Source organism: Shinella zoogloeoides, from assembly GCF_030733845.1.
GTDB lineage: Bacteria > Pseudomonadota > Alphaproteobacteria > Rhizobiales > Rhizobiaceae > Shinella > Shinella zoogloeoides_C.
This window is the reverse complement of record NZ_CP132311.1, coordinates 632538-649145: the sequence shown is the minus strand read 5'-3', so window position 1 is coordinate 649145 and position 16608 is coordinate 632538. Positions and strand designations below refer to the sequence as shown.

Here is a 16608-nt window from a genome sequence, read left to right as displayed (position 1 = left end):
GCAATACGGAACGGCCTCAGAACGGCCACCACGAGCTGCCCTGCTTGGCGGCCCGCGCTTCCTTCTTGCGCCGGCGCTCCTTCTGCTTTTCCGGCTCGCCGAGGTCGGCCTGCGCCTCTTCCGGCATGCGGCGGTATTCGATCGGCGGGTCGCTCAGGTAGCGCCGCTTGTCGGCATAGGCGCCCATCTGCAGGCGGCGGGCTTCACGATAGGCCGCCGTCTGTTCGGCCGCCGAAAGCTTGCGGTTCGTCGTGCCCTGCGAGGCGAGCGGCGAACGGTAGTTCGGATTGTCGGCGTTTTCGTCCGCCTCGGTGCGCAGGCGTTCGCGCATCTCCTCGGGGCTTTCGAGCCATTCGGCATTGTCCTTGCCGGCCACGGACTGCTGCGGGTTGGCAAGCGCCTGCTTGTCCTTCGGCACCACGAGGCTGCCGCGCGGCTGGTAGCGGATCTTCTTGGCTTCCTCGGCGCTCGACGACTGGACCATGATGGCGTCGCCGAGATCGTCGATCAGCTGCTCGCCAGCGGTCTTGCTCGTGCCGTAGGTCGGGCCCATGCAGCCGGTCAAAAGGAGGCTTGCGCCGAAAAGGCCGAGAAGGCCGGTACGCACCCGAATATTTCGCGTCATTCCCATGAACACCCTTCCAGCAGAGCCGGTACGCCGAAAACCCACCTCACGGCAAAAGTCCGCCGTGCCATGGCGGAACAATCCGGCCATTTTCAGGCAGCAATACCGGATGAAGCACGCAAGCGCAATTCATCCGGGCTCATCGACGGCCGGAAAGAACCGGCCGTCAACAGGCGCGCCCGTCAGGCGGCGCGGCGAAAGCCGATTTCGCGCAGCGCCGCGGCGTCACGCGCCGAAACGTCGGGATATTCCGGATCGGCGCCGACATCCGTCGTGATGCGCCAGGAGCGCGCGCATTTCTGGCCCTCGGCAAGCTTCGGCTCGACCGAGACCTTGGCGACCTCCGCGAGACGGAAGGCGTCGGCCGGGCCTTCGCCGGAAAGAAGCGTGATGGCCGAGGTGATGCAGATCTCCGCAAAGTCCTGGCCTTCGAGCGCTGCCAGCAGCTCCGGATCGGCGATGTGCACGACCGGGGCGGCTTCGAGCGAGGCGCCGATGCGCTTTTCGCGGCGCTCGATCTCCAGCGCGCCGGTGACGACCGAGCGCACGTCGCGGATCTTCTCCCACTTGGCTTCGAGCGCATCGTTGCGCCATTCGGCCGGCACCGTCGGGAACTGTTCCAGATGGACCGAGACCGCATCGGGCTTGCGCGACAGCCAGGCCTCTTCCATCGTGAAGGGCAGCATGGGCGCAAGCCAGGTGACGAGGCATTCGAACAGCTTGCGGATGACGGCAAGCGCGGCGCGGCGCTTCAGCGAGGACGGCGCGTCGCAATAAAGCGCATCCTTGCGGATGTCGAAGTAGAAGGCCGACAGCTCGACATTGGAGAAGTCGATCAGCGCGCGGGCGATCTTCTTGAAGTCGAAGGCGTCGTAGCCCTCGCGCACCAGCGCATCGAGCTCCGACAGCCGGTGCAGCATCAGCTTTTCCAGCTCCGGCATGTCGGCATAGGCGATCTCCTCGCCCGTGTCGTGCGCCAGCGTGCCCAGCATCCAGCGCACCGTGTTGCGCAGCTTGCGGTAGGCGTCGATGTTGGTCTGGATGATCGTCTTGCCGAGGCGCTGGTCTTCCCAGTAATCCGTCGTCATGACCCAGAGACGCAGGATATCGGCGCCCGATTCCTTCATCACGTCCTGCGGCGAGACGACGTTCCCCTTGGACTTCGACTGCTTCTCGCCCTTCTCGTCCATGGTGAAGCCATGGGTGACGACCGCGTTGTACGGCGCGCGGCCGCGCGTCGCGCAGCTTTCCAGCAGCGAGGAATGGAACCAGCCGCGATGCTGGTCGGACCCTTCCAGATAGACGTCGGCCGGCCATTTCAGGTCCGGGCGGTCTTCCAGCGTGAAGGTGTGCGTCGAGCCCGAATCGAACCAGACGTCGAGGATGTCCATAACCTGGGTCCACTTGGCCGGGTCGTGGTCGTTGCCGAGGAAGCGTTCCTTGGCGCCCTCGGCGAACCACGCATCGGCGCCTTCCTTCTCGAAGGCGTCGAGGATGCGGGCGTTGACGGCCTCGTCGACCAGCACCTCGCCGTTCTCGTCGGCGAAGACGGCGATCGGCACGCCCCAGGCGCGCTGGCGCGAGAGCACCCAGTCCGGGCGGCTTTCGATCATGGCGCGCAGGCGGTTCTGGCCGGTGGCGGGCACGAAGCGGGTGTCGTCGATCGCCTTCAGCGAACGCGAGCGCAGTGTGGTGCCGTCACCCAGTTCCTTGTCCATGTAGACGAACCACTGCGGCGTGTTGCGGAAGATGACCGGCTTCTTTGAGCGCCAGGAATGCGGATAGGAATGCTTGAGGCGGCCGCGGGCGAACAGCGTGTTGGAGGCGATCAGCGCCTTGATGACACGCTCGTTGGCATCGCCCTTCTTGCCGTTGTCGTCCATGACGCGCGCGCCGTCGAAGCCGGGGGCGTCGGCGGTGTAGAAGCCGGCGTCGTCGACCGGGAACGGGATCTTCGAGGAGATGCCGCGCGCTTCCAGCTCGCGGGCCTTGGCGGTCCAGGCGTCAAAGTCTTCGCGGCCGTGGCTCGGCGCGGTGTGCACGAAGCCGGTGCCGGCATCATCGGTGACGTGGTCGCCGTCGAGCAGCGGCACGGGGAACGTGTAGCCGAGGTCCTTCAGCGGATGGGCGCAGGTGATGCCGGCCAGTTCTTCGGGCGCAACGTCACGCACGAACCTGAAAGTGAGCTTCGCCTTGGCGGCGGCCTCGTCGGCAAGGCGCGTCGCGAAGATCAGCTTTTCGCCGGGCTGCGGACCGAAGTCGTTCTGCGCGCTCTCCACCTCGTAGAGACTGTAGGGATAACGCGACGAGAAGGCGATGGCGCGGTTGCCGGGGATCGTCCACGGCGTGGTCGTCCAGATGACGGCGAAATTGCCGTTGAGGTCAGCAGGGCCTTCTACGATCGGGAACTTCACCCAGATCATGTCGCTCTCGACGTCCGCATATTCGACTTCGGCTTCCGCCAGCGCCGTGCGCTCGACGACCGACCACATGACCGGCTTGGAGCCGCGGTAGAGCTGGCCGCTTTTCGCTATCTTCAGGAGTTCGCCGGCGATGCGGGCCTCGGCGTGGAAGTTCATCGTCGTGTAGGGGTTGTCGAAGTCGCCCTCGATGCCGAGGCGCTTGAACTCGTCCGACTGGATCTTGATCCAGCCGGCCGCGAAGTCGCGGCATTCCTGGCGGAATTCGTTGACCGGGACCTCGTCCTTGTTCTTGCCCTTCTCGCGGTACTTCTCCTCGATCTTCCATTCGATCGGAAGGCCGTGGCAGTCCCAGCCGGGCACGTAGTTCGAGTCATAACCGCGCATCTGGAACGAGCGGGTGATGACGTCCTTGAGGATCTTGTTCAGCGCGTGGCCGATGTGGATGTTGCCGTTGGCATAGGGCGGGCCGTCGTGCAGCACGAACTTTTCACGGCCGGCGGCCGAGGCGCGCAGCTTCTTGTAGAGGCCCATCTGCTGCCAGCGGGCCACCGTTTCCGGCTCCTTCTGCGGCAGGCCGGCGCGCATCGGGAAATCCGTCTGCGGCAGGTAGAGGGTGGACGAATAATCGACTTTTTCAGGCGTATCGGTCATGGGTGTGGCTATCGTCTCGTCGCGCGGGTCTTCGCGCATGCGGGGAGGTGTCAGTCAATGCATTTGTTATGCACCGGGCAATGACGGCGAGGGCGCTTTCGAGAACGCCCGAAATCCCGGACCTTCCGGCCTCGCTCAGAGCGCGCGGAAGGCCGGGCCACTAATTCGCAGATCGATGGTCAGCCGGTTGAGCATCATGCGCGCGGTATTACGGCCTTTTCGGCGGTTTGAAAAGGGCGCAAAAGCGAAACGGACACTTTGGCCGGCAGGATGTCAGCCTTCGCCGCCCTGCCCTCTTGCAGGGCGCGCAGCTTCGGCATTCCAGACGACAAGCCGCGCGTCGGGAGCCTCGCGGCACAGCACGACGGCCATGTTCTCCCGCATCCGGCGGCGGAAGCGCGACGCATTGCGGGCACCCCAGACGCCGGCGAACTCAGCGCCCGTCGCATCGTTTCTGAAGATGGCCGCCCCACCGAAGGCTGCGGAAAGCCCGTCCGTACCGAAAACGCCACCCCCGCCAAAGACGGCGACGATCTGCTCCAGCGGCGCGATGCTGACCACCGTGTCGCCGGACGGCGCAAATCCGGGCGACCGGAAGAGATAGAGGGGACACGGCGCGGTTGCCATGGCAGGCCTAGAAACAGAGACGCCGGTCGATCGGCCCCAGCGGCGTGACGCCGGCAAGCAGCGCCCTCGCCTCCTCCTCGTCGCGCTTCATCTGGACGACGAGCGCATCGAGGCCGTCGAATTTCAGTTCGTCGCGCAGGTGGCCGAAGAAGGACACCGCGGAGACCTCGCCGTAGAGATCGGCGGAAAAGTCGAAGAGGAAGGTTTCAAGCAGCGGGGCGCCGTCCGTATCGACCGTCGGGCGGCGGCCGTAGCTGGCGACGCCGTCATGGAGGCTGCCGTCCGGGCGGCGGTAGCGCACGGCGTAGATGCCGTTGCGCAGCTCCACTTCCGGCGGAAGCTGCATGTTGGCGGTCGGGTAGCCGAGCGTGCGGCCGAGCTGCTTGCCGCCGATCACCTCGGCCTCCACCGTGTAGCGGTAGCCGAGCTGGCCGGCCGCTTCGACGACCGCGCCCTCGCCGAGCAGGGAGCGGATGAAGCTGGAGGAGATAACCGAGGCGTTCTCGTCGCGGAAGGCATCGACCAGCGTCACGCCGAAACCGTTGTCCTGCCCCGCGGCCATCAGGAAGGCCGGGCCGCCCTCCCTGCCCTTGCCGAAATGGAAGTCGAAGCCGGTGACGACCTCGGAGGCGTGCAGCCAGTCCATCAGAATGGCGCGGATGAAGTCGTGCGCTGAGATTTCGGAGAAGCTGCGGTCGAAGGGATATTCGATGACGGCGGAAAAGCCCATGCCTTCGAGGATGCGCGCCTTCAGCGGCGCGGGCGTCAGGCGGAAGACGGGCCTTGCCGGGCGGAAGACCGTGCGCGGATGCGGCTCGAAGGTGAGGACGAGCGCGGGTATGCCGCGCTCCCTCGCAATGTCGAGCGCCCGTTGCAGCACCGACTGGTGGCCCCGGTGCACGCCGTCGAAATTGCCGATGGCGATGACGCCGCCGCGCAGGTGCTCCGGCAGCGGCTGCTTCGTCTCGTTCCTGTGAAATACCGTCATGACGACCGTCTCCGTCCCGTCACCGCAGCCGGGGCATCCACCATTTCGGGTGGGCGTTTTCCTCGGCCAGGAAAGCCGCCAGCTTCGCCTCGTCCGTGCGCCCCGCCTCGACATAGTGCTGCGCGTGGATGCCGCCCGAAATATAGAGCACGTCGAGGCCGAAGCCTTCGGCGCCGCGCACGTCCGTCGGCATGCCGTCGCCGATGGCGATCACGCGGGAAAGGTCGAAGGCGCCGCGCATCTCGCGCGCCTCGGCCAGCGACTTCTCGTAGATCGGCCGATAGGGCTTGCCGGCGATGCGGGTGGTGCCGCCAAGGACCTCATAGAGCTGGGCAAGCGCGCCGGCGCAGGGAATGAGCCGGTGGCCGCGCTCGACGACGAGATCGGGATTGGCGCAGATGAAGGGCAGATCGCGCGCGGCGAGCGCCGTCAGCTCGGCGCGGTAATCCTCGATGCTCTCCACTTCGTCGTCACGCAGGCCGGCGCAGACCACCACGTCGGCCGCCTCCAGGCCCGCCTGCTCGACGCCGAGGCCGTCGAGCAGCGGATGATCCTTGTCCGCGCCGATGAAATAGACCCTCTTCGGAGCATCCTCGATCAGCGCGCGGGTGACGTCGCCGGAGGTGACGATGCGGTCATAGGCGTCGTCGGTGACGCCGAGGCCGCGGATTTGCACCTTGACGCCCGGATGCGGGCGCGGCGAATTGGTGATGAGGACCACCGTCAGGCCCGCCGCGCGGGCTTCAGCCAGCGCTTCGGAGGCGGCGGAAAAAGCCTCGACGCCGTTGTGCAGGACGCCCCAGACGTCGCAAAGCACCACGTCATAGTGTGAGGCGATGTCGCGGAAGGATTGGATGCGCTGAGCCATGAACGGTTTCCGTATCGAGATAAGCCGGACGACATTGCAAAGCGACGCCAAGAAAACAAGCCTCTCCCCGCAATTTTGCCCCATCCACAGGGAAACGGACGAAATTTCATCGGGCTGCCTTGATGCCGTGGGATATCGCTCCCATCTGGCGGCAGCGGTAACCATTCCGGCCGAAATAATTTAGGGGCGCCGTTCTTGACTCATAAGCCGCCGCCGCCTATCTCGGCATCGCTAGCACTCACAAACGGAGAGTGCTAACATCAATCCGGCGGATCCGTTCACGATCCGCAGTGTCATTTGATCGAGGGATAAGACAATGGCAAGCACCACCTTCCGCCCGCTTCATGACCGCGTCGTCGTTCGTCGCGTCGAATCCGAAGCCAAGACCAAGGGCGGCATCATCATTCCGGACACCGCCAAGGAAAAGCCGCAGGAAGGCGAAGTCGTCGCCGTCGGTTCCGGCGCCCGCGATGAATCCGGCAAGGTCATCGCGCTCGACGTCAAGGCTGGCGACCGCGTTCTGTTCGGCAAGTGGTCGGGCACCGAAGTCAAGCTCGACGGCGAAGACCTTCTGATCATGAAGGAAGCCGACATCATGGGCATCATCGGCTGATCTGCCGGTAACGTTCCTTTCGAAATTCGCTGATACCTCATTCAGGAGTTCACACAATGGCAGCCAAAGAAGTCAAATTCGGCCGCACCGCGCGCGAAAAGATGCTGCGTGGCGTCGACGTCCTCGCAGACGCCGTCAAGGTAACGCTCGGCCCGAAGGGTCGTAACGTCGTCATCGACAAGTCCTTCGGCGCTCCGCGCATCACCAAGGACGGCGTTTCCGTCGCCAAGGAAATCGAACTGGAAGACAAGTTCGAGAACATGGGCGCCCAGCTCGTTCGCGAAGTCGCTTCCAAGACCAACGACATCGCCGGCGACGGCACCACGACCGCAACCGTTCTTGCCCAGGCCATCGTTCGCGAAGGCGCCAAGGCCGTTGCAGCCGGCATGAACCCGATGGACCTGAAGCGCGGTATCGATCTCGCCGTCGCGGAAGTCGTCAAGGATCTCCAGGCCAAGGCCAAGAAGATCAACACGTCGGAAGAAGTCGCCCAGGTCGGCACGATCTCCGCCAATGGCGAGAAGCAGATCGGCCTCGACATTGCCGAAGCCATGCAGAAGGTCGGCAACGAAGGCGTCATCACGGTTGAAGAAGCCAAGACCGCCGAAACCGAACTCGAAGTCGTCGAAGGCATGCAGTTCGACCGCGGCTACCTGTCGCCCTACTTCGTGACCAACCCGGAAAAGATGGTCGCCGACCTCGAAGACGCCTACATTCTCCTCCACGAGAAGAAGCTCTCGAACCTGCAGGCGATGCTCCCGGTTCTCGAAGCCGTCGTCCAGACCGGCAAGCCGCTGGTCATCGTCGCTGAAGACGTCGAAGGCGAAGCCCTCGCGACGCTCGTCGTCAACAAGCTGCGTGGCGGCCTCAAGATCGCTGCCGTCAAGGCTCCGGGCTTCGGCGACCGCCGCAAGGCCATGCTCGAAGACATCGCCATCCTGTCGGGCGGCACGGTGATCTCCGAAGACGTCGGCATCAAGCTCGAAAACGTCACGCTCGACATGCTCGGCCGTGCGAAGAAGGTTTCGATCTCCAAGGAAAACACGACGATCGTCGACGGTGCCGGCCAGAAGGCTGAAATCGAAGGCCGCGTCGCGCAGATCAAGGCCCAGATCGAAGAAACCACCTCCGACTACGACCGCGAGAAGCTCCAGGAGCGCCTGGCCAAGCTCGCTGGCGGCGTTGCCGTCATCCGCGTCGGCGGCTCGACGGAAGTCGAAGTGAAGGAAAAGAAGGACCGCATCGACGACGCCCTCAACGCGACGCGCGCTGCCGTTCAGGAAGGCATCGTACCGGGCGGCGGCGTAGCCCTGCTCCGCTCTTCCACGAAGATCGCCGCCAAGGGCGAAAACGACGACCAGGAAGCCGGCATCAACATCATCCGCCGCGCCCTCCAGGCCCTCGTTCGCCAGATCGCGGAAAACGCAGGTGACGAAGCTTCGATCGTCGTCGGCAAGATCCTCGACAAGAACGAAGACAACTACGGCTACAACGCCCAGACCGGCGAATACGGCGACCTCATCGCCCTCGGCATCGTCGACCCGGTCAAGGTTGTCCGCACCGCCCTGCAGAACGCCGCTTCGGTTGCCTCGCTGCTGATCACGACGGAAGCCATGATCGCCGAACTGCCGAAGAAGGATGCACCGGGCGGCATGCCCGGCGGCATGGGCGGCATGGGCGGCATGGACATGATGTAAGACCTTCGGGTCTTATGTCTGAGCCATCCGGTTCAGTTCGGAAAGGGCGGTCTTCGGGCCGCCCTTTCTGTTTTGCGGCGCGGCGGCACCTGTATCGTTACCGTGAAAAGATTTTTTCCATTTGTACAATAATTATCAAAAAGCCGTTGATGGCATTCAAAACGCACTATAAAAGCGCTCCAAGTGAACTTTAAGATTCACCCGGGGTTCAGTGCCTGCTTTCGATGACAGTCGGTGTGCTGACGGAACCCTTGAGTCCCATGAGAACCGCCGGAAGGCTCTGACGGAGAGCCAGCGGCGGTTTTTGCGCGTACGTCCGATCCGATACACACCGTAGGAGCCGGACGCAGTTCAGTACATGAGAAAGTGGTTCGGCCGGCTTCGGGGGAGTCAGCCAGCGCTGCTTTTTAGCGTGTCGCACCCCCAAAGGCGGGGCGTGCGGATCCAATTCGAGCAACTGCCCTGGGGTCGTAGGTGTTCAAGATAATCAAGACCGATCTCTCCTCGCCCTTCCTGCCGGGTTCGATGGACTTCGACGAGAGCGACAACGAGCTGCTGACGCAGTATTGCGTGACGGAGCGCTGGACCGGCGACCTTTCCAACGGGCTCTTCATGCTCGGGGACAAGGCGATGCAGGCGCATGGCCTGCCGCAGCGCACCTGCGGCCTGCTGAACCTCATCCGCTGCTATGAGCCGCTCGATCGCGCGCGCGTGCTGGAGCTCTTCGAGCAGGCGGCCTCCTCCTCATCGTCCTTCTGCTTCTCGACGACCATCCACCTCGACGGCGCGCCGCGCCAGCCGGTGTTCTGCGTGGGCGAATCGACCGGCCTGGAAGAGAAATATGCCGGCACGATCATCGGCGTCTTCATCTTCCCGCGCTTCCAGATCGATCTGGCGGGACGCCGCTTCAAGCGGCAGTAGAGAAGCCCCCCTTTGCCCGGCAGGGCAGAAGGTCGTTTCACGACGTCAGGCCGCCTTGTTCTTCTCCTCGCCGACCCGGATGCGCTCGACGGGAACCGGCCGTCCCAGGAAATAGCCCTGCGCCTCGTCGCAGCCCTCGTCGAGAAGGATATCGAGCTGGCTGCGCGTTTCCACGCCTTCGGCCAGCACCGGCACGCGCAGCGTCTGGCCGAGCGCCAGGATGGCGCGGACGATGGCCTTCGCCTGCGGGCTCGCCTCCACCTCGTTCATGAAGCTGCGGTCGAGCTTGATCTTGTCGAAGGGGAAGGCGCGCAGGGTTTCGAGCGAGGAATAGCCGGTGCCGAAATCGTCGATGGCGATGGTGACGCCGAAGGCCTTGATGCTGCGCAGCGTGTTCAGCGCGCGCTCCTTGTCGCCGATGATCGTCGATTCGGTGATTTCCAGCTCGAGGCGGTGCGGGCTGAGGCCGGTTTCCTGGAGGACCCGGTGCACGAGGTCCGCGACGTCGGCATTGCCGAGCTGGACCGGCGACAGGTTGACGGCGATCTTGTGGTCGTTGTCCCAGGTCGCCGCCTCGCGGCAGGCCTCGCGCAGCACCCACTCGCCGATCGGCAGGATGGCGCCGCACTCTTCCGCGATCGGGATGAACTCGCCCGGCGGAATGGTGCCGCGTACCGCATGATGCCAGCGCAGCAGCACTTCATAGCCGACGGTCTCGCCGGTGTGGACGGCCTTCTGGACCTGATAGTGCAATTGCAGTTCGTTGCGCTCCACGGCCTGCCACAGGTCGTTCGCGATGAGGCGGCGGCTGCGGGCGGCTTCGTCCATGGAAACCTCGTAGAAGCAGACGGTCTGCGTCAGCGCATCCTTGGCGCGATACATGGCAAGGTCGGCATTGTTGAGCAGGGCTTCGATATTGTCGGCATCCTGCGGATAGATGGCCACGCCGAGGCTCGCACCCGGCTTTATATCGTAGCCGTCGATGCGGATTTCCTCGTTGAGGCAGGTTTCGAGGCGCTGGATGAAGTCGGTGAGATCGGACATGTCCTCGAAGCGTTTTGCCGCCGCGAATTCGTCGCCGCCGAAACGGGCGATCGTCTCGTCCGCCTGAAGGCAGGCCTGCATGCGCCTGGAAAGCGTGACGAGCACCTCGTCGCCGGCCGCATGGCCGCGCGTGTCGTTGATTTCCTTGAACTTGTCGAGGTCGATGCCGATCGCCGCGACCTTGCCGCCCGAGCGCAACGCGGCGTCGAGATCGGTTTCGAGCCGGTGGTTGAAGCTCGCCCGGTTTGGCAGGCCCGTCAGGCTGTCGTGGCGGGCGAGGAAGGAGATCTGCTCCTCCGAACGCAGACGCTCCGACACGTCCTCATAGGTCGCGACCCAGGCGCCGTCCGGCAGCGTGCGGTAGCGCAGCTGTACCGAAACCCCGCTCGGCAGCCGCTCGACGATCGCTCCGCCGTCGTTCGCCTGGATTGCGGCGCGGCGGCGCGCATAGACGTCGCGCGCCTTCGTCTGCCAGATATCGGCATCGGCGGCATAGATGTCGGCAACGCCCTGTTCGACGATCTCGCGCAGGCTCATGCCGGGCCGGATACGGCCTTCCGGAAAACCGAAGATCTCGCTGTAGCGCTTGTTGGCGATCAACAGGCGTTCGTCCTTGTCGAACAGGCAGAGGCCCTGCGACATGTTCTCAAGGGCGAGATCGAGGTTCTTCGTCACTTCGGCCAGCCGGTCGGCATTGACCTTTTCCTCGGTTACATCCTTGGTGATCTTCGCATAGCCTACCAGCATGCCGCCGGCGTCGTGGATCGGATCGAGCACCACGTTTGCCCAGAAGCGCGAGCCGTCCTTGCGGTAGCGCCAGCCCTCGTTCTCGTACTTGCCTTCCTCGCGGGCGATCTTCAAAGCCCGGTCGGGCAGGCCTGCCGTGCGGTCCTCCTCGCTGTAGAATTGCGAGAAATGCCGGCCGACGATCTCGTGCGCCTTGTAGCCCTTATGGCGCTCGGCGCCCTCGTTCCAGTTGGCGACGCGGCCGTCCAGATCGAGCATGTAGATCGCGTAGTCCTTGACGCCCTGCACGAGCATGGCGAACTGGCGGGTGCTCTCGCTCGCGGCAAACTCGGCCTGGCGCGCGAAAACCGCCGCCGTCAGGCCGGTGAACAGCAGCGAGAAGGCGACGACCGCGATCAGCGGCACCATCAGGCCCGTCGAAATCAGCGTATCATCGCTCACCGGCATAAGGCCCGGTTCGATCGTCACGGCGGCCATCGCGGTGAAATGCAGGGAGACCACGCCGAGCGCCATCAGCACCGTGGCCAGCGCCCGGTCGCGCATCCGGGGCTGCGGACGCATGCAGGCGAGGAGCGCCAGCGCACCGAAAAGGCCCGCGCAGGCGACGGACGCCGCGACATAGGCGGCGTCCCAGTGGATCGTGCCCGGCAGTTCCACGGCGGACATGCCGATATAGTGCATGGAGGTGATGCCGGCGCCGATGATGAGGCCGCCCGCCACGACGGCGCTGCGGCCCGCGACATAGGTGGCGAGCGCAAGGCCGATCGTCGTCACCACGATGGCGACGCCGAGCGAGACGAGCGTCAGTTTCATGTCGTAGCCCATGACCATGCCGGGATCGTAGGCGAGCATGGCGATGAAATGCGTCGCCCAGATTCCGAAGCCGCTCGACGTGCCGGCCGCGCCCAGCCAGAGATTGCGCGCCGTCCCCCCTGCCGCACACGCCCTTTGCGCCAGCGTCACCGCCACATAGCAGGACAGGAAGCAGATGAGCGCCGCAAGCAGGACAAGGCGAAGATCATGCTCGACGACGATGCAGGTGAGGATGCGAACCATTGAGGGACACCGGGTGGGAGGCAAGTTGACCTCAATGAGCCGGATAACCCTAAAAAATCAGTGAATTGGAAAAAGCGCGGCTAAATCTGGCTAGGTCTTCGTTAGTCATACTTAACAAAGAGGCAACCATCACAACCGGTCCATTCAGCGCCCAAACCGGAACTCAACTTTCAGGATTTCCGCGCTCTCAGAGCGTCAGCGCCTTGAGGTCCGCCGCCGGGTCTTCCAGAGCCGCGCGGTCCGGCGTGCGACCCATCTCGATCAGCTTCTTGCCGACCACATAGGCCTTGGCGTCGTTGATCGCATCGACCGCGATCAACCGGCCCTGCCGGAAATACCAGACGGAGACGGCGCCCTCGCGCTGGCCGGGGCGCACGAACGTATCGTCGAAGCCCATGCAGAAGCCGGCGATCTGCAACTTCACGTCGTACTGGTCGGACCAGAACCACGGCTTCGGCTCATAGGGCGCTTCGCCGCCGGCGATGACGGCCGCCGCGGCCTCGGCCTGGTCGACGGCGTTCTGCACGGATTCGAGCCGCACCCTGTTTCCCTCGAAAGGAAGGACCGCGCAGTCGCCCATGGCGAAGATCGCGGGATCGGAGGTGCGGGCATGGGCATCGACGACGATGCCGTTCGCCACTTCGAGGCCGGCCTCGCGGGCGAGCCGGTCGTTGGCGGTCACGCCGATGCCGGCGATCACCACGTCGACGGGCAGCACGAAACCGTCGGTGAGTTCCGCCCCGGTCACGCGGCCGTTCTCGCCGACGAGGCGCACGAGGCCGGTCTTCTCGCGCACGTCGACGCCGCGGGCATTGTGGATCGCCTTGAGGATGGTCGCCGTCGCCGGCGAGGCGACGCGGGCGAGGATGCGGTCGGCCATCTCGATGACGGTCACATGCAGCCCCCTGCCCCGCGCGACGGCGGCCGCTTCGAGGCCGATATAGCCGCCGCCGACGACGAGCGCCCGCCGGCCTTCCTGCATTTCGAGGCCGAGGCGGTCGGCGTCGCGATAATCGCGCACGGTGAAGACGCCGTCGAGGTCGCCGCCGATCTCGGCCGGCAGGCGGCGCGGCGTCGCGCCGGTGGCAAGCGCCAGCACGCCGTAATGCAGCGTCGAACCGTCATCGAGCGTGACGGTCTTGGCCGCGCGGTCGATGGATGTCACCTCGCTCGACAGGCGGATCTCGACATTGTTGTCCGGATACCAGCTTTCCGGGCGGAACTTGAGGCGTTCGAGGTCGGCCTCGCCGAGCAGGTATTTCTTGGACAGCGGCGGGCGCTGGTAGGGGTGGCTCGCCTCGGCGGCGAGAATGGTGATCGGCCGCTCGTCCTTCAGCGCGCGCAATTTGGCAACGAGGGCAAATGCCGCCTGACCGCCGCCCACAACAACCAGTCTTCCCGTCACGATGTCCCGTCCCTGTCTTTGTCTTGTCCTAGAGGTAGCGCGGCCCGGCGGGCGGCGTCAACGCGCCGCCGCGCCGCCGGATTTTTCGTTTGCGTCAGGAGTTTGCAGGGATTTCAAGGCCCTTCTGCGTGGCCGGGCGGGCAAGGCAGCGCTCCAGCCAGGCCATGACGGCGGGGAAGCCCGCATAGTCCAGTGCCTCGCGGCCGCCATAGAAGACATCCGCGCCGCGCACCCAGGGAAAGGTCGTGATGTCGGCGATGGTGTATTCGTCGCCCATGATCCACTGGCGGTCCTTCAGGCGCTCTTCCAAAACGGAGAGCAGGCGCTTGGACTCGTCCCGGTAACGCTCCACGGGATAGGAATTGTTGGCGACCTTGTCGGCGGCGAACTTGTGGAAGTGGCCGAACTGGCCGAACATCGGCCCGATGCCACCCATCTGGAACATCACCCAGCATAGGGTTTCATAACGCCCGGCAGGATCGGCCGGGATCAGCTTGCCGGTCTTTTCCGCGAGATAGACGAGGATCGCGCCGGACTCGAAGAGGCCGATCGGCTTGCCGCCGGGGCCATCCGGATCGACGATCGCGGGAATGCGCCCATTGGGATTGAGCGAGATGAAGTCGGCGGACTTCACGCCGTCGGGGCCGAATTCGATGCGATGCGGCTCATAGGCAAGGCCGAGCTCCTCCAGCGCGATCGACACCTTCACGCCGTTCGGCGTCGGCAGCGAATAGAGCTGGATGATGCCGGGGTTCTTTGCGGGCCACTTCTTGGTGATGGGGAAGGACGACAGGTCTGACATGAGGGCTCCTTGCGGGTGGGAGTTCATAGATAGGACAGGTCGCCGGGCGATGTCAGGGTGAGAGCGGAAATTTCCGGTCGGGGATGGCATCCCAAGCCCCCCTCTGCCCTGCCGGGCATCTCCCCCTCAAGGGGGGAGATCGGCAAAAGGCGACGACGTCATTCACATGGCGAGGTCAAAGCGGGGCAAGACAGTGCCCCATCCAATCTCCCCCCTTGAGGGGGAGATGCCCGGCAGGGCAGAGGGGGGTGCGGCACGCCAAGACGGCGATCACTCCATCATTCAAAGTGCCCCGCGCACCGCCGCGATCACCTCCGCCACCACCGGGTTGCCCTCGTGTTCCGGCTTGCGGGCGCGCACGAGGCAGGCTTCCGACTTCAGGATCACGCCGTCGGTCAGAATCTTCAGGTGATTGGCGACGAGCGTCGAGCCGGTCGAGGTGATGTCGACGATGATGTCGGCCGAGCCGGAGGCCGGCGCGCCTTCCGTGGCGCCGAGGCTTTCGACGATGCGGTAGAGCTGGATGCCGTGATTGCCGGAGAAGAACTGCTGGGTCAGCCGCCAGTATTTGGTGGCGATGGTGAGCCGGCGGCCGTGACGGGCGCGGAAATCGGCGGCGACGTCGCCGAGATCGGCCATCGTGTCGACGTCGAGCCAGATTTCCGGCACGGCGACGACGACATCCGCATGGCCGAAGCCGAGGCGGGCGCAGAATTCGACGCGGGCATCGGCCTCCGCCAGCCCCTCGCGCACGAGGTCCTCGCCGGTCACGCCGAAATCGACGGTGCCGGCCGCGATCTCGCGGGAGATTTCGGAGGCGGAGAGGAAGGCGATCTCGATATCGTCGCGGCCCTCGACGCGGCCGCGATACGAGCGGTCGTTGCCCACGGCGGTGACGGTGAAGCCGGCGCGGGCGAGCACGGCGGAGCTGTCCTCCTTCATGCGGCCCTTGGAGGGCAGGCCGATGGTGATGGTCATGCGGCGCCTCCCTTCACGCTCGCGATACGGTCGAGCCAGAGCGAGAAGCCGACGGCCGGGATGCGCTCCTTCGCGCCGAGCAGCGTCAGCAGCCGGTCGAACCGGCCGCCGCCGGCGAGCACCAGCGCGTCGCCGGCCGGGCCGACCTCGAAGACGAGGCCGGTATAATAATCGAGCGGGCGGCCGAAGGCGGCGCGATAGGTGATGCCGGCGGGATCGACGCCGGCCTCGCGCAGGGCCATAACGCGGCTTTCAAAGCGGACAAGCGCCTCGCCGAGCACAAGACCCGCCTTTCCGGCAAAGGCGGCAAGCGCCTGCGGCGCTTCGGCAAGGTCCACTTCCAGCGCCAGGAATTCCCTCAGCAGCGCGAGCGTGCGGCTGTCGAGCCGCGTGTTGGCGAGCTCCATCTTCTCGCGCAGGCGCCTTGCGATGTCGGCCGGGCTGCGGCTGGCATTGGTGGAATAGCCGGTCGCTTCCATGGTCTCGTCGATATGGGCGATCAGCGTCGCCTCGTCGTCGAGCTTGCCGAGAATGGCGAGGCGATCGACCTCCGGGCCGAAGACGCCCGATGGCGTGGGATCGGAAAGGTCGGCCATCAGCTTCTGCAGCTGCGCCTGATTGCCGAAGGCGTGGACCAGCCGCTTCTGCCAGCCGGCCGGCAGGCCGCAGGCCGCGACCACCGCCTCGAAGATCGCCTGGTCGCCGAGAACGGTCGAGAGCGTCGTGCCGGGCAGGCGCCGGGCCAGCACGTCGAGGGCATCACAGACGGCGCGCGCATCGGCGCGGGCGACATCCGGCTCGCCGAGGTCCTCGATGCCGGCCTGGTAGAACTCGTTCGAGCCCTCGCGGCGCTGGCGGAACACCTCGCCGAGATAGGCATAGCGCTTCGGCGTGCCGGTCGCCGTCTCGATGTGGCGCAGGCAGACGGGAATGGTGAATTCGGGGCGCAGGCACAGGCTCTTGCCGGTCTCGCTCTCCGTCATGAAGATGCGTCGGCGCAGGTCCTCGCCCGCCATGTCGAGGAAGGGATCGGCCGGCTGGATGACCGGCGTATCGACGCGCTCCGTGCCGAGCCTTTCAAGGTCGGCGACGAGATCGGGCGCGAAGGCGGGAAGATTGATCAGGGGCATGGCGTGATACCCCCCTCTGGCCTGCCGGCCATC

13 protein-coding genes are annotated in these 16608 nt (G+C 65.2%); 3 read left to right on the top strand and 10 right to left on the bottom strand.

Going from position 1 to position 16608, the window contains the following annotated elements:
• Window positions 1-16: 16 nt before the first annotated feature.
• From Q9316_RS04080 to Q9316_RS04060, 5 genes are all read right to left on the bottom strand, one after another.
• Window positions 17-631, bottom strand: coding sequence for a hypothetical protein (locus Q9316_RS04080; RefSeq protein WP_306033971.1), 615 nt, complete (start codon window positions 629-631; stop codon window positions 17-19).
• A 176-nt stretch (window positions 632-807) separates the two neighbouring features.
• A complete protein-coding gene (ileS, locus tag Q9316_RS04075) occupies window positions 808-3699 on the bottom strand; it encodes an isoleucine--tRNA ligase (RefSeq protein WP_306033970.1) in 2892 nt (963 codons plus the stop codon).
• A gap of 273 nt (window positions 3700-3972) precedes the next feature.
• Window positions 3973-4326: a hypothetical protein gene (locus Q9316_RS04070; RefSeq protein ID WP_306033969.1), complete on the bottom strand. Its 354-nt coding sequence runs from the start codon at window positions 4324-4326 to the stop codon at window positions 3973-3975.
• Between the two features lie 7 nt (window positions 4327-4333).
• Window positions 4334-5314 carry a bifunctional riboflavin kinase/FAD synthetase gene (locus Q9316_RS04065; protein ID WP_306033968.1) on the bottom strand — a complete coding sequence of 327 codons (981 nt, stop codon included), beginning with the start codon at window positions 5312-5314 and terminating at the stop codon, window positions 4334-4336.
• Window positions 5315-5333: 19 nt separating this feature from the next.
• Window positions 5334-6182 carry a TIGR01459 family HAD-type hydrolase gene (locus Q9316_RS04060; RefSeq protein ID WP_306033967.1) on the bottom strand — a complete coding sequence of 283 codons (849 nt, stop codon included), beginning with the start codon at window positions 6180-6182 and terminating at the stop codon, window positions 5334-5336.
• A gap of 316 nt (window positions 6183-6498) precedes the next feature.
• On the opposite strand from Q9316_RS04060, the gene groES reads away from it, so the two are divergent.
• From groES to Q9316_RS04045, 3 genes are all read left to right on the top strand, one after another.
• Window positions 6499-6795, top strand: coding sequence for a co-chaperone GroES (gene groES, locus Q9316_RS04055; protein ID WP_261002022.1), 297 nt, complete (start codon window positions 6499-6501; stop codon window positions 6793-6795).
• A 56-nt stretch (window positions 6796-6851) separates the two neighbouring features.
• Window positions 6852-8492 carry a chaperonin GroEL gene (gene groL, locus Q9316_RS04050; protein ID WP_306033966.1) on the top strand — a complete coding sequence of 547 codons (1641 nt, stop codon included), beginning with the start codon at window positions 6852-6854 and terminating at the stop codon, window positions 8490-8492.
• Between the two features lie 474 nt (window positions 8493-8966).
• The gene (locus tag Q9316_RS04045) at window positions 8967-9413 is read left to right on the top strand and encodes a hypothetical protein (protein ID WP_306033965.1); all 447 of its coding nucleotides are present in this window, start codon (window positions 8967-8969) and stop codon (window positions 9411-9413) included.
• A gap of 45 nt (window positions 9414-9458) precedes the next feature.
• On the opposite strand, the gene Q9316_RS04040 is transcribed toward Q9316_RS04045, so the two are convergent.
• From Q9316_RS04040 to Q9316_RS04020, 5 genes are all read right to left on the bottom strand, one after another.
• A complete protein-coding gene (locus tag Q9316_RS04040; RefSeq protein WP_306033964.1) occupies window positions 9459-12260 on the bottom strand; it encodes a bifunctional diguanylate cyclase/phosphodiesterase in 2802 nt (933 codons plus the stop codon).
• A 187-nt stretch (window positions 12261-12447) separates the two neighbouring features.
• Window positions 12448-13665 carry an NAD(P)/FAD-dependent oxidoreductase gene (locus Q9316_RS04035; RefSeq protein WP_306033963.1) on the bottom strand — a complete coding sequence of 406 codons (1218 nt, stop codon included), beginning with the start codon at window positions 13663-13665 and terminating at the stop codon, window positions 12448-12450.
• A 94-nt stretch (window positions 13666-13759) separates the two neighbouring features.
• Window positions 13760-14467, bottom strand: a complete 708-nt coding sequence (locus Q9316_RS04030; protein WP_306033962.1) for a glutathione binding-like protein — start codon at window positions 14465-14467, stop codon at window positions 13760-13762.
• Window positions 14468-14749: 282 nt separating this feature from the next.
• On the bottom strand, window positions 14750-15445 hold the full coding sequence (gene hisG / locus Q9316_RS04025; RefSeq protein ID WP_306033961.1) for an ATP phosphoribosyltransferase: 696 nt from the start codon (window positions 15443-15445) through the stop codon (window positions 14750-14752).
• A complete protein-coding gene (locus tag Q9316_RS04020) occupies window positions 15442-16575 on the bottom strand; it encodes an ATP phosphoribosyltransferase regulatory subunit (protein ID WP_306033960.1) in 1134 nt (377 codons plus the stop codon). Before Q9316_RS04020 ends, hisG begins: the two co-directional genes overlap by 4 nt.
• Window positions 16576-16608: the final 33 nt, after the last annotated feature.

Coding starts and splice junctions, on each gene's coding strand:
- Q9316_RS04080 (WP_306033971.1), bottom strand. CDS start 631: ATGGGAATGACGCGAAATATTCGGGTGCGTACCGGCCTTCTCGGCCTT.
- ileS (WP_306033970.1), bottom strand. CDS start 3,699: ATGACCGATACGCCTGAAAAAGTCGATTATTCGTCCACCCTCTACCTG.
- Q9316_RS04070 (WP_306033969.1), bottom strand. CDS start 4,326: ATGGCAACCGCGCCGTGTCCCCTCTATCTCTTCCGGTCGCCCGGATTT.
- Q9316_RS04065 (WP_306033968.1), bottom strand. CDS start 5,314: ATGACGGTATTTCACAGGAACGAGACGAAGCAGCCGCTGCCGGAGCAC.
- Q9316_RS04060 (WP_306033967.1), bottom strand. CDS start 6,182: ATGGCTCAGCGCATCCAATCCTTCCGCGACATCGCCTCACACTATGAC.
- groES (WP_261002022.1), top strand. CDS start 6,499: ATGGCAAGCACCACCTTCCGCCCGCTTCATGACCGCGTCGTCGTTCGT.
- groL (WP_306033966.1), top strand. CDS start 6,852: ATGGCAGCCAAAGAAGTCAAATTCGGCCGCACCGCGCGCGAAAAGATG.
- Q9316_RS04040 (WP_306033964.1), bottom strand. CDS start 12,260: ATGGTTCGCATCCTCACCTGCATCGTCGTCGAGCATGATCTTCGCCTT.
- Q9316_RS04030 (WP_306033962.1), bottom strand. CDS start 14,467: ATGTCAGACCTGTCGTCCTTCCCCATCACCAAGAAGTGGCCCGCAAAG.
- hisG (WP_306033961.1), bottom strand. CDS start 15,445: ATGACCATCACCATCGGCCTGCCCTCCAAGGGCCGCATGAAGGAGGAC.
- Q9316_RS04020 (WP_306033960.1), bottom strand. CDS start 16,575: ATGCCCCTGATCAATCTTCCCGCCTTCGCGCCCGATCTCGTCGCCGAC.